The 13,756-nt window shown below is 40.5% G+C and carries 10 protein-coding genes; 3 read left to right on the top strand and 7 right to left on the bottom strand.

The features are described from left to right. Positions 1 to 128 precede the first annotated feature (128 nt). Positions 129 to 1,553, top strand: a complete 1,425-nt coding sequence (gene pabB / locus HBH39_RS08555) for an aminodeoxychorismate synthase component I (protein ID WP_167677378.1) — start codon at positions 129 to 131, stop codon at positions 1,551 to 1,553. Positions 1,554 to 1,625: 72 nt separating this feature from the next. Here pabB and HBH39_RS08550 read toward each other — a convergent pair whose 3' ends face one another. From HBH39_RS08550 to zwf, 6 genes are all read right to left on the bottom strand, one after another. Continuing rightward, positions 1,626 to 3,809: an OsmC domain/YcaO domain-containing protein gene (locus tag HBH39_RS08550; protein WP_167677376.1), complete on the bottom strand. Its 2,184-nt coding sequence runs from the start codon at positions 3,807 to 3,809 to the stop codon at positions 1,626 to 1,628. Between the two features lie 158 nt (positions 3,810 to 3,967). After that, complete coding sequence (locus tag HBH39_RS08545) at positions 3,968 to 5,341, bottom strand: IS4 family transposase (RefSeq protein ID WP_167675638.1); 1,374 nt, start codon at positions 5,339 to 5,341, stop codon at positions 3,968 to 3,970. A gap of 144 nt (positions 5,342 to 5,485) precedes the next feature. Beyond that, positions 5,486 to 6,127 (bottom strand): bifunctional 4-hydroxy-2-oxoglutarate aldolase/2-dehydro-3-deoxy-phosphogluconate aldolase, encoded by a 642-nt coding sequence (locus tag HBH39_RS08540; protein ID WP_167677374.1) that lies wholly within the window; start codon positions 6,125 to 6,127, stop codon positions 5,486 to 5,488. 19 nt (positions 6,128 to 6,146) lie between these two features. Next, positions 6,147 to 7,973: a phosphogluconate dehydratase gene (gene edd / locus HBH39_RS08535; protein WP_167677372.1), complete on the bottom strand. Its 1,827-nt coding sequence runs from the start codon at positions 7,971 to 7,973 to the stop codon at positions 6,147 to 6,149. A 12-nt stretch (positions 7,974 to 7,985) separates the two neighbouring features. Next, on the bottom strand, positions 7,986 to 8,684 hold the full coding sequence (pgl, locus tag HBH39_RS08530) for a 6-phosphogluconolactonase (protein ID WP_167677370.1): 699 nt from the start codon (positions 8,682 to 8,684) through the stop codon (positions 7,986 to 7,988). Positions 8,685 to 8,694: 10 nt separating this feature from the next. Beyond that, positions 8,695 to 10,164, bottom strand: coding sequence for a glucose-6-phosphate dehydrogenase (gene zwf, locus HBH39_RS08525; protein WP_167677368.1), 1,470 nt, complete (start codon positions 10,162 to 10,164; stop codon positions 8,695 to 8,697). Between the two features lie 325 nt (positions 10,165 to 10,489). Here zwf and HBH39_RS08520 point away from each other — a divergent pair, with 325 nt between their 5' ends. Together HBH39_RS08520 and pyk are read left to right on the top strand one after the other, a co-directional pair. Then, the gene (locus HBH39_RS08520) at positions 10,490 to 11,344 is read left to right on the top strand and encodes a MurR/RpiR family transcriptional regulator (RefSeq protein ID WP_167677366.1); all 855 of its coding nucleotides are present in this window, start codon (positions 10,490 to 10,492) and stop codon (positions 11,342 to 11,344) included. Between the two features lie 316 nt (positions 11,345 to 11,660). Next, on the top strand, positions 11,661 to 13,100 hold the full coding sequence (pyk, locus tag HBH39_RS08515) for a pyruvate kinase (RefSeq protein WP_167677364.1): 1,440 nt from the start codon (positions 11,661 to 11,663) through the stop codon (positions 13,098 to 13,100). 97 nt (positions 13,101 to 13,197) lie between these two features. Here the strand turns inward: pyk and HBH39_RS08510 are convergent, their stop codons facing one another. Next, positions 13,198 to 13,617 carry a DUF4019 domain-containing protein gene (locus HBH39_RS08510; protein ID WP_167677362.1) on the bottom strand — a complete coding sequence of 140 codons (420 nt, stop codon included), beginning with the start codon at positions 13,615 to 13,617 and terminating at the stop codon, positions 13,198 to 13,200. Between the last annotated feature and the right edge of the window lie 139 nt (positions 13,618 to 13,756).

The raw sequence follows: 13,756 nt of genomic DNA, 5'->3' as shown, positions 1-13,756 counted from the left end.
CAGCCTAACTTGTTTATCGTTTTTATTTAATGTTATGTAAAATAACTAATTTGAATCCTTTAGTAGCCGATATGATACTCTTTCCATCCTTTTTGGGCTACCGCACATTTTGAGATTAAGGTTAATTGATGAACTATCGCAGTGACAACACACTGACAGTTACCCCATTAGATTGGTCATTATCACCACATGATTTATTTGCTCTAATTTCAGATGAACCTTGGGCAATGTTACTTGACTCGGCCAATGCTTCTCATCAAGATGCACAATTTGACATCATGGTTTGCAAGCCTGTTGCCACGTTAGTTGGTCATGGCATTAATCCACAATTCGAGTCGAATCATCTCCCGCCAGAACTAACTCGCACCATCAAACAGTATCTAACTCAGCACACCCACATTGCCTTTGATGCGCTCAAATTTTGCCAGCAACAACTTTATCCTCAACAACATGCTTGTTCATTGCCATTTAGTGCCGGAGCTCTTGGTGCATTTGGGTATGACTTAGGCCGCAGTATAGAAAAATTGGCTGAATCTGCGATGAATGATATTCATCTCAATGAAATAAACATTGGCTTTTACGATGAGTCTTTTGTTTTTGATTACAGTAAAAAGTGCTGGTTTCATTGCTTTTTAGGCAGTAAAGATGCACATCAGAATACATTCAATCATATTCAAACAAAATTAAAAATTGCTGGAATTACTAAACCAAAAACTAAATTTACGCTACTAACAGATTGGCATAATCAAACGACTAAGGAAGACTATGTATCCAAGTTTAATCAAGTTCAGCAATATTTGTTGAGTGGTGACTGTTATCAAATCAATTTAACCCAGCGTTTTGAAGCCCAGTATACAGGTGATGAATGGCAAGCATATTGTGCTTTGTCAGCTCATAATCAAGCGCCCTTTTCCGCATTTATTCGCTTGCCTGAGCATTGCATATTATCTATATCGCCCGAGCGATTTATTCAGTTAGATGATCGGCTTATACAAACCAAACCCATAAAAGGCACACTGCCTCGGCTAAGCAATGAAATCGACGACAAGCAACAAGCGTTGAAATTACAGTCATCAGAAAAAGATCGCGCTGAGAATGTGATGATTGTCGATCTATTAAGAAACGACATAGGTAAAGTCGCAGCTGCGGGTAGCGTTAACGTGCCAACACTATTTGCCATAGAAAGCTTTCCAGCTGTGCATCATTTAGTCAGTACTGTGACTGCGATATTAGCGGATAGCTATTGTGCCACCGATTTACTTAAAGCTGCTTTTCCTGGTGGATCGATTACTGGTGCGCCTAAAGTACGTGCAATGCAAATTATTGAGCAGCTTGAACCGTCAAGGCGTAACATGTATTGCGGGAGTATTGGTTATATCAGTCAAGATGGAAAAATGGATACCAGCATTACAATTCGCACCCTGGTCACTGAAAATAATAAAATATTTTGCTGGGCTGGTGGCGGTGTTGTGGCTGATTCAAATGCTGAAGCTGAATATCAAGAAAGCTTTGATAAAGTGAGTAAGATCTTGCCGATACTGGCACAGTTATAAATTAAACAATATCAATACTCCAAGCCCATCAAATTGATGGGCTTGGGTTTATTTAATGACGGTATAACGCCTTTATACAACTGCTTTTGCGCGAGCATGATGAAGCTTTTTATAACTTTCAATCAAGCGTAAATGCGGTTCAATACCCTCAAGTTTAGTACTGGTTTTAGTCAAACCATAAAACCTAACATTACCTGATACAGAGCCTACAGCTGCGTTAATCACTTCTTCGCCAAACATCCGGCTAAAATTAGTCATGAAATGTTCGAGTGCTAAATCTTCATCTAAGGTGACTTCTAAAACTGCGCTAACTGCTTGGTAAAATAATCCACGTTGTACTGTGTTGTCATTGTATTGCAAGTAGGCATCAACCAAATCGACAGCATCTTCTAACTGACCTAAAGCAAGGTAGATTAAAATTTTCAATTCAATGATGGTTAACTGACCCCAAACTGTATTGTCATCAAATACAATGCCAATTAACGTTTTGATATCTGTGTAATTATCAAGCTGACTTTCTTCTAAACGCTCAACCAAATCAGCGAGTTCATCATCTGATAAAGAATGCAGATTTAAAATGTCTTCACGATAATCTAAGGCTTTATTAGTGTTATCCCAAATCAAATCATCAACAGGATACACTTCAGAATATTCAGGTACTAAAATACGGCAAACTGAGGCACCTAAACCAGTAAACTCTGCCACATATACTTCTTTGCCCATGGTTTCCAAAATGCCAAATAAGCTGGCAGCTTCTTGTTCACTTGTGCCCGAAAAATCCCACTCACAAAACTCGTAGTCGGCTTTGCTACTAAAGAAACGCCAAGAGATCACCCCTGTTGAATCGATAAAGTGTTCCACAAAGTTTTCCGGCTCGGTAACTGTCATGCTGTTAAAGGTTGGCTTAGGCACGTCATTTAAACCTTCAAAACTTCGCCCTTGTAGTAATTCCGTTAAACTGCGCTCTAAAGCCACCTCAAAACTTGGATGAGCACCAAAAGAAGCAAATACACCGCCGGTTCTTGGGTTCATCAAGGTGACACACATTACTGGGAATTGGCCACCTAAAGAAGCATCTTTAACAACAACAGGGAAGCCTTGAGCTTCTAGACCTTGGATACCCGCTAAAATATTCGGGAATTTCTCAAGCACTGTCATTGGCACATCTGGCAGAACCAGTTCTTGCTCAATAATTTGGCGTTTAACTGCACGTTCAAAGATTTCTGATAAACATTGCACCTTGGCTTCTTCAAGGTTATTACCCGCACTCATGCCGTTGCTTAAAAATAAGTTTTCAATCAAGTTAGACGGAATATAAACCGTTTCACCATCAGACTGACGAACATACGGGATAGTACAAATACCGCGCTCAATATTACCTGAGTTAGTATCGATTAAGTGTGAGCCACACAGTTCTCCATCTGGATTGTATATTTCTAGGCAATACTCATCCAAAATTCCTGTTGGTAATGAATCATCATCTTCCAGTTCAAACCATTTTTCATTCGGGTAATGAACAAATTCGCTGTTAGCAATCTCATCGCCAAAAAATTGATCGTTATAAAAGAAATTACAATTTAAACGTTCTATAAACTCTCCTAACGCTGAACAAAGCGCGCTTTCTTTAGTCGCACCTTTGCCATTAGTAAAACACATAGGTGATGCGGCATCACGGATATGTAGTGACCACACATTCGGTACGATGTTGCGCCATGAGGATATCTCAATTTTCATGCCTAAATCAGCTAACATGCCTGTCATATTGGCTATTGTCTGCTCAAGCGGTAAATCTTTACCTAAAATGAATGTGCTAGCATGACTATCAGGCTGCCCCATAAGCATTGCATTGGCGTCAGCGGCTAAATTATCAACGGTTTCAATTTTAAATTCAGGGCCAGTCTGTACCACTTTTTTTACGGTGCAACGGTCTATTGAACGTAAAATGCCCTGTTTGTCTTTATCAGAAATGTCTTCCGGTAATTCAACTTGTATTTGAAAAATTTGGTTGTAACGATCTTCAGGATCAACAATATTGTTTTGTGACAAACGAATATTTTCAGTTGGAATATCACGCGCTTTACAATACACCTTAATAAAATAGGCTGCGCAAAGCGCTGATGACGCTAAAAAGTAATCAAAAGGACTGGGTGCAGAACCATCACCTTTATAACGGATAGGTTGATCTGCTGTCACAGTAAAGTCATCAAACTTGGCTTCAAGTCTGAGGTTTTCAAGAAAGTTAACTTTTATTTCCATTGAATAATATCCAGTAGTAGGCGAGTTCAATCATGTCGATTGTAAAATTAGCTGGAATTATCGGTGTTTTTGACTCATTAGTCTTGAGTTAATTACTAAAAATGTTGTTTAGTAAAAATTTGCGATAAAAAAACCAGCTTATTCAGCCTGTCTCTTGATCACAAGTTTGACTCAAGAGACTTAGCTAACTCGTAGCCCTCAAGGATGGTTTGTAACTTAAACCATCCTTGCCATAATACCTTTACAGACGCACGCCCCGTGCGTTTTGTATCTTTCCAACCTCCTAGTTTCGCTAACTCTGCATAAGCCCAGTGCATATTTGGTGGGGAGTCAGGAAGTGGCGTTTTTATTTGTTTAAGCCACAGTAATTTCCACGCTTTCGGTGTTAAAACCTGCTCGCAACTTACGTTTGTTGCATGGCTATGAGCGAATTTTAGTTGCAGAATTCGAGTGGCTATAAAAGCGTTTATAGTCACCAATCTTTCTACATTACTTAAACTTTGCAGTCTTGAGCTTTCGATGTCGGTGCCATCTGTTTTCCAGACTTTGTGGTACTCCTCAACGAGCCAGCGATGTTCATAGTGACTGACAATATTGAGGGCGTCTTCTTTTGTATGTATTGGCTCGTTGGTGATTAAATGCCAGTTTAGGTTACTGTCTGAGTTACCTCTTTCCTCGCAACCCACATAATAAACAGGCAATGATCCACCTTTCTTATTCGAGGGTACTTTAAGTGTCACCGCAGAGAAGGTAATGTCTAACGTTGCTGTGCGGGCTTTTCGTCCTGCTTTTTGAGCTATATGAATTCTCTTTTGACCCGCACTGGTTAATTCAGAAGCATAGTGAAATAGTTTGTGCTCACCTTCTTCTATATGTCTACTCATCATCGAACGGACAACAAAACGCTGCTGATTGTTCAGCTTATACTGCAAATAATCATAGATGTCGGCCTCACGATCACAAACGGATATCACCTTATCAAGGTTATCTCCCAGCCGTTTAGCCATGTTGCGAGAAGCTCGCTCCCACTTATAGCTCTCTTTTTCCGAATAAGGTACTGGTGTCTTAGTTCGTCGTTTGCCTCGTGTATTTATATCTCGTGTCCATCGCTGCTGCTCAATAAGGCCAACGACTTCAGATGATTCTGGTGCAAATAAGACGATACTGTGAGCAAGCAAACCACGATGACGGTTGCCTTGGTTAATATGGCCCAATTCCTCACGAATAGAGCGATGGCTATAAACGATATTCGTGGTATCTTCTAAAGCAAGTAACAGATTGTGTTGTTGCGCGCCCGTTGCGGTGGCCTTAAATCCCGCTTCTGCAATGGTGGATGCTTCTATATTTTCATTACGTATGAACCGATAGGCTCCTTCCATATCGGCAGGTGACTGACTAATATTCACAATTGGTTTTCCAGGGTTAGCAGCTAAGGTTGACGCTAACTTTACCAAACGAGAGGTTCTTCTGGGATCACCTAAATTTACTTGACCAAACTGTTGCTCTGCCCACTGTTGGTGTTTATCAATCATCGTATTTCTCCAAATCATTTGGAGATCTGATCTCGAATTAGGGATTTAGTTCAAAAAAATCCCTGCTAATTTCTTAGCAGGGATTTGTGTATAAGAGACAGGCTTATTCAGCTGGTTTTTAACATAGGCAATACATTTACCGGCTTACAGACCGTTTAATGCTTCTTTACATAATTGGGTAATACGTCCCCAATCTTCTGAATCAACCGCATCAGTTGGTGCAATCCAACTTCCACCAATACAATCAACGTTACTTAATGCTAAGTAATTTTTGTAAGTAGCTGGACTAATGCCGCCAGTAGGACAAAAACGAATATCTGATAGCGGACCTGAGAAAGACTTAAGCGCATCAACACCACCCGAAGCTTCAGCCGGGAAGAACTTGAAATGGGTATAGCCTAATTCCATGCCTACCATCACTTCCGAGATACTAGCCACACCAGGGATTAAAGGCACATTGCCATTTTTAGCCGCTTTCAATAAATCGACTGTTGCACCAGGGGTGATAATAAATTGCGCACCGGCATCAATTGCTTGTTTAAGTTGCGCCTCATTCAAAATAGTACCCGCACCCACTAGGGCCTCTGGCACTTCTTTTGCAATCAGTGAAATGGCTTCTAAAGCACAAGGCGTACGCAGGGTAACTTCTAATACACTAATACCACCGGCGACTAAAGCCTTTGCTAAAGGTACTGCATGCTCAAGTTTATTGATCACCATAACAGGAACAATCGGGCTGCGTTTAAAAACATCTTGTGGTTGTAGTGACCAGTTATTTTCAGACATTCTTACTTATCCTTAATTTTTAGTAAATTTCGTCAATGGCACTTGTACTTCTTGCACCAGTTTCAGGACTGCTTAGATTGCTGCGTAATGCACCAAACAATTCGCGTCCCATGCCATAACTTGAATGCTTCAAATCAACAATACTGCTTTCACGAGCATTTAATATTGAATCATCAACAAGTAAACTTAATTCACCCGTTTCGGCATTGATACGGATCATGTCTCCGTCTTGTACTTTGGCAATTAACCCACCATCCAAAGCTTCTGGAGTTAAGTGAATTGCAGCAGGTACTTTGCCAGATGCACCCGACATACGGCCATCAGTCACCAAGGCGACTTTAAAGCCTTTATCTTGCAAGCTACCTAAGAAAGGGGTCAGTTTATGCAGTTCAGGCATGCCGTTAGCTTTAGGCCCTTGGCCTTTAACCACAACAACACAATCACGATCTAATTTACCGTCTTTGAACAGGGCATCAATTTCGTTTTGATCGTTAATTACGATAGCAGGAGCTTCAACAACTCGGTTTTTATCAGGTACCGCTGACACTTTGATGACCGAGCGACCTAAATTACCTTTAAGTAATTTAAGCCCACCATTCTTTTGGAATGGTGTAGCAAGATGGGTTAATACTTCTTTGTCTAGCGATTCAGAAATGCCATCAACCCAACGTAGTTCACCATCAATTAATTTCGGTTCTTGGGTGTATTTACGTAACCCAAAACCAGCAACGGTATTAACATCTTCGTGTAACAAACCGCCATCAAGTAATTCTTTAATCAATAGCGCCATTCCACCTGCAGCATGGAAATGATTGATATCAGCATGACCATTAGGGTAAACACGCGCTAATAAAGGTGTTGCATCAGAAAGATCTGAGAAATCATCCCAATTGACAATGATACCCGCAGCACGTGCTGCAGCCACAATATGCATTGTCAGATTGGTAGAACCGCCAGTTGCTAATAAAGCGACAATGCCGTTAACCACTGACTTTTCGCATACGACTTCGCCAATTGGGGTATATTGGGTGCCCATTTCAGTTAAGCGACAAACCTGTTTAGCCGCCATTTTGTTTAAGGCTTCACGTAATGGGTCGTCAGGATTAACAAATGATGAACCAGGCAATTGTAACCCCATCACTTCTAACATTAACTGATTCGAATTTGCCGTACCATAGAAGGTACAAGTACCAGCGCTGTGGTATGACGCTGACTCTGCAGCCAATAACTCATCACGCCCAACCAGCCCTTGAGCAAACTTTTGACGAACACGCGCTTTTTCTTTATTTGGAATGCCTGATTTCATTGGGCCAGCCGGTACAAAAAGCATTGGCAAATGTCCAAAACTTAATGCGCCAATCAATAAACCAGGTACAATTTTGTCGCAAATCCCTAGAAGTAAAGCACCGTCGAACATATTGTGAGATAACCCGACCGCCGTTGACATTGCAATGACTTCACGGCTAAGCAAACTAAGCTCCATGCCAGGTTGACCTTGAGTTACCCCATCACACATTGCAGGTACACCCGCTGCAACTTGGGCAACACTGCCTACCTCTTCGCATGCTTGTTTTAGCAACGTAGGGTAAGTTTCATAAGGTTGATGTGCAGAAAGCATATCGTTAAATGAAGTGACAATACCGATATTCGCTTTCGTAAACTGGCGTAATGAATCTTTTTCCGCAGGTTTACAAGCAGCAAATCCATGGGCTAAATTGCCACAGCTTAAGGCACTACGATGTACGCCTTTCGCTTTTGCATCATTTAAGGCCTGTAAATAGGCTTTGCGTGAGTTTTTACTGCGTTCGATAATACGTTCGGTTACCGACTGAACTACTGAGTGCATGTTACGACTCCTTTATGCGCTATAGAACACATCAACGGGCGTTTTACGCTGCGCTAATACTGCTCTGATAGGCATTTGGGTTACATCGTCATTTTCAAGTGCTTGACGATAAACGGTTAATTTTGATTCACCCACAAGATGTAAATAGATTTGGCGGCTATTTAAAATTGCATCTCTAGATAGGGTGATCCGAGCATGAGGTGCTGTCGTTGGATTGACCGCTGCGCAAACATCTGTTGTTGAAAGCGCATGCTGTAATTCTTGGCTACAAGGAAACCAAGAGCATGTATGACCATCGGTTCCCATTCCTAACACCACCACATCAAATGGCCGTGGAAAATTAGCCAATGAGTCCCCTGCCATTGCCGCACCAAGTTCTGGAGTAGCATACATATTTTTTAAACCACGAAACTTGGCATTTGCAGCACGATTTTGTAATAAATGTTCACGGACTAGTCGTTCATTTGAATCTTTTTCATCAGGCTCAACCCAGCGCTCATCAGCTAAAGTGATATATACATCACTCCAATCTATGCCTTTAGTGCTAAGTAAATTAAAAAGTTTCAACGGAGTTGAACCTCCAGAGACCACCAAGCTTGCTTTACCGCGCTTGTCTATAGCATCTTGTAACTCAATGGCAATTTTATCAGCCAATTTGGCTTCTAAATCTGCTGGAATTTCGAATGATTTGAAAACTGATTCTTTAATCATATAACTACCCTTACTCGTCCCAAGAACGGCCATCTTTGGTGATCAAGGCAACTGATGCAACTGGTCCCCAAGTACCCGCAGGATAAGATTTTGGACGTTCGCCAGTTTGTTCCCAAGACTGAATGATCCCATCAACCCAAGTCCATGCTTGTTCTACTTCGTCACGACGAACGAATAAGGCTTGATTACCTAACATGGCTTCAAGAAGCAATCGCTCATAAGCATCAGCAATACGTTCATTTTTGAACGTATCAGTAAAGCTTAAATCAAGTTTAGTCGTTTGCAGACGTTGCTTTTGCTCCAAACCTGGCACCTTGTTCATCATTTGGATTTCCACCCCTTCATGAGGCTGTAATCGAATGGTCAACTTATTAGGTGGTAAATTACGGTAGCTAGAACGATACAAATTATGTGGTGGGTTTTTGAAATAAACCACAATTTCACTGCTCTTGAACGGCATACGTTTACCACTACGTAAATAGAATGGCACACCAGCCCAACGCCAGTTATCGATATCCACACGTAAAGCAACGAACGTTTCCGTGTTTGACTTGGTATTAGCGCCTTCTTCTTCAAGATAGCCAGGAACTGGTGAGCCTTTTAGGAAACCTGCACTATATTGACCACGAACCGTGTTTTCATAAACATTATCAGGCGTGATTGGACGTAATGATTTAAGTACTTTTACTTTTTCATCACGGATACTGTCCGCATCTAGGTTTACTGGTGGGTCCATTGCCACAAGTGTTAACACTTGTAATAAATGGTTTTGGATCATGTCGCGCATTTGCCCTGCACCATCAAAGTAACCCCAGCGCCCTTCAATTCCGACTTCTTCAGCAACAGTGATTTGTACATGGTCAATCGTGCGATTATCCCATTTTGAAGCAAATAAAGAGTTAGCAAAACGTAATGCGATTAGGTTTTGTACGGTTTCTTTACCAAGGTAGTGATCGATACGATACACTTGGTTTTCATTAAAGAATTCTGCGACTTGATTATTGATGACATGAGAAGATTCAAGGCTAGTGCCAATAGGCTTTTCTAAAACGACCCGCGTATCTGAATGAATTAGGTTTTGTTCATGTAAACAGCGACAAATGGCACCAAAAATTGAAGGGGGTGTTGCGAAGTAGTTTACCATCACACGCTTTGCAGGCTCTAACAGGTCATGAAATGCTTGATAACCCTCAGGCTCTGTGAAGTTAGTCCCAATGTAATGACAACGCGATAAAAATCGCTCAAGTGTTACAGGACAAATTTCATCCTTTACAAAGGTATTTAATGCTTTGGTCACTAATTGAATGAATTCATCTCGAGTGAAGGCGTCTTTTGCGACACCTATCACCTTAGTGTCTTTATCCAATAACTCGGCTTTATCTAGTTGGTATAGAGAAGGTAATAGTTTACGTCTTGCGAGGTCTCCTTTAGTCCCAAACAAAACGAAATCACACGCCTTCGCACTTGTTGATTTACCCATTGCTAACAGCTCTCCTTATTATTTTGTGTTTTAAGACGGCAAGCTGCCGATGAATAAAAACACACATTTGTTGTAATATAACAACAGAATTGCATTATTGCATCTATATTTTGCAATTTATCTCTTGTTTATCAACTAGCCATTTTGATACGTTATCTGCTATGATTTTGTCTACTAATTGACTATAAATGATACTTTTATAGCCATCAAACGCACTGAAACTTTACTACAGTTAACTTTCAGAGGTAAAAAAATAACTTAATTACCTCCGAAAATTAAAATATTCGATGTCTCATTAAATTAGCCCATTTGCGGATACATACACATGAATACACTTGAAAAGGTCCAAAAGAACCTCGCACTTTTTAGTAAATCGGAACGTAAAGTAGCTGAAGTCATATTAGCTTCACCGCAAACAGCCATTCATTCCAGTATTGCAACCTTAGCAAAAATGGCAGATGTCAGCGAACCAACTGTTAACCGCTTTTGCCGTAGATTAGATACGAAAGGCTTTCCAGATTTTAAGTTACATTTAGCACAAAGTCTTGCAAATGGTACGCCTTATGTTAGCCGCCACGTCGAAGAAGATGATTCACCAGATTCCTATACTACAAAAATATTCGAATCTTCAATGGCTTCATTAGATACTGCTCGCCAAAGTCTTGATACTGCCGCAATCAACAAAGCTGTCGACATTCTCACACAGGCCAAAACTATTTCATTTTTCGGTTTAGGAGCATCTGCATCGGTTGCCCATGATGCTCAAAATAAGTTTTTCCGCTTTAACGTGCCGGTCATTTGTTTTGATGATGTATTAATGCAACGTATGAGCTGCATTAACTGTAATGAAGGCGATGTTGTGGTACTCATCTCCCATACAGGTAGAACAAAATCACTAATCGAAATTGCTCGCATTGCCCGCGAAAACGGAGCTGCAGTAATTGGGATCACAGCCCGTAACTCACCACTTTCGCTCGAGTGTACCTTACCTGTAACAATGGAAGTGCCCGAAGATACTGATTTATACTTACCTATGGCATCTCGTTTAGCCCAATTAGTCACGGTTGACGTACTTGCAACGGGTTTTACTTTACGCCGTGGGCCACGATTCCGTGACAATCTAAAACGAGTAAAAGAAGTATTAAAAGAATCTCGCGTCAATAAGGATTTAACTATATAGACAGACGGGCCTATATTTTGTTCGTTATTTGAATGTGAGTAACGACAATTAATGATTTCAAAGTTTATTGATAAAAATAGGCTAATATTTAATAAAGGCTAAAAGGCTTGCGTCTGTTAGCCTTTTTTATTGTAAAACTGTTTTCTCTGTCACAAAAAAATAACAGGAAAACGGTTCTCTTTATTCGTAATTTTACTACATTTCGTCTGAATGTCTGTTAATATAGATTCATAATTTTTAGTACCAATAGACGACAATCGTAAAGAGTACTTTTAATAACCAATTTTAATCTTTCATTTATTTAACGGAGTTTCTTATGTTCCGCAGAACTAAAATCGTAACAACTTTAGGACCAGCAACTGATCGCGATGATAATTTACGTAAAATTATTAAAGCAGGTGCTAACGTTGTTCGCATGAACTTTTCTCATGGTTCACCAGAAGACCACCAAAAACGCGCCAATGAAGTCCGTGCAATTGCTAAAGAGCTAGGTAAGCACGTTGCAATTTTAGGGGACTTACAAGGACCTAAAATTCGTATCTCTACTTTTAAAGACAACAAAAAAATCCACCTTAATTTAGGTGATACCTATATTCTTGACGCTAACCTTGCTAAAGGTGAAGGCGATGAGACTCAAGTAGGTATCGATTACAAAGAATTACCAAACGATGTCAAGATTGGCGACATCTTAATGTTAGACGATGGTCGTGTTCAGTTAAGAGTTGAAAAAGTTGATGGCGCCAAAGTGTTTACCACAGTCACAGTGGCGGGTCCGTTATCAAACAATAAAGGTATTAACAAAAAAGGCGGCGGATTGACAGCTCCGGCTTTAACTGAAAAAGATATGGCGGACATTAAAACAGCTGCATTAATTAATGTTGATTACCTCGCAGTATCATTTCCTCGTACTGGCGCTGATTTAGATTTAGCCCGTAAGCTTGCTGTTGAAGCCGGTAGCAACGCCTTAATTGTTGCCAAAGTTGAGCGCGCTGAAGCCGTTGAAACTGATGAAGCAATGGATGATGTTATTAAAGCATCTGATGTTGTTATGGTTGCTCGTGGTGACTTAGGTGTAGAAATCGGTGACGCTGCTTTAGTGGCAGTTCAAAAAAGTTTAATTCAACGTTCTCGCCAATTAAACAAAGCAGTCATCACTGCCACTCAAATGATGGAGTCGATGATTTCAAGCCCAATGCCAACTCGAGCAGAAGTCATGGACGTTGCCAACGCAGTGTTAGATGGAACTGATGCCGTTATGCTTTCGGCTGAAACGGCTGCAGGTGATTTCCCAGAAGAAACCGTTAAAGCTATGTCTAACGTATGTATGGGCGCAGAATCACACCCTAGTGTTAAAGTGTCAAAGCACCGTTTAGAGCAAAGCTTCACTTCAATTGAAGAAACAATTGCCCTGTCTACTATGTATGCGGCTAACCATTTAGAAGGTGTAAAAGCGATTCTTTCGCTAACTGAATCAGGCGCAACCGCTAAAGTTATGTCTCGTATCAGTTCTTCATTACCTATTTTTGCCCTATCGCGTCATGAGAAAACATTAGCTAGAATGGCAATGTATCGTGGTGTTCAACCAATCTTCTTTGACTCAACCGCTTATAGTGCTGATGAGTTAGCAAGAGAAGCATTAAATACTATGGTTGCTGCAGGTTATTTATCTAGTGGTGACATGGTATTAATGACTAAAGGCGATGCAATGGAAACAATTGGCGGCACCAACACTTGTAAGGTGTTAGTTGTGGCGTAATTATCTTTTAGCCAAGCTAGCTTTCAAAGCAAAATGTTAATTAATAACTAAACGCCAATCATGTGATTGGCGTTTTTTTTATCGCTTATCAATCGTCTTACTCAATAAAATAACCAATCACCTGATATTGGTTATCGATTCTCACTAGGGTTATGATTTCCTGTAGCGCAGGTTGATTGTCAAAATCAGTATCAATGATAAATACCAAATAATGACCATCAGGACCGCCTTCGATGCGATTAAAAGTTTTGACCGAATTAATGTGTCTAGAACCAACTGCGCCTAAAGGTTTTCTAACGGCAATAAGTGAGTCTCGCCAATCAAGCAGATTAACTTGAGAGCGGAAATATGCTGAAGTCTGATGCCAGCTTTGCTCATAAAGCTGCGCATCAACCACTGCAAGCCATTGTAAAGCAACAGGTAACACTTTATCAGCAATGATATTTCTATCAGTCGATTCAATTGCTACAGAAGGAGTATTGAATATCAATATGAGGAAAAACAGCAAACATCGCATCGCATGTCCTTAAACTCAATATTCGTAAAATCAGACTCACAAAAGTCAAATCATTTACCAGGTACCTTTAACGTTAGCAGAACATATTCAATTAACCAGTTTCACACTGGGCAAAAAAAAAACGCCGACAGAGTCGGCG

This window comes from Shewanella aestuarii (assembly GCF_011765625.1).
Taxonomy (GTDB): Bacteria; Pseudomonadota; Gammaproteobacteria; order Enterobacterales; family Shewanellaceae; genus Shewanella; species Shewanella aestuarii_A.
This window is presented reverse-complemented; position numbering and strand designations above follow the sequence as displayed.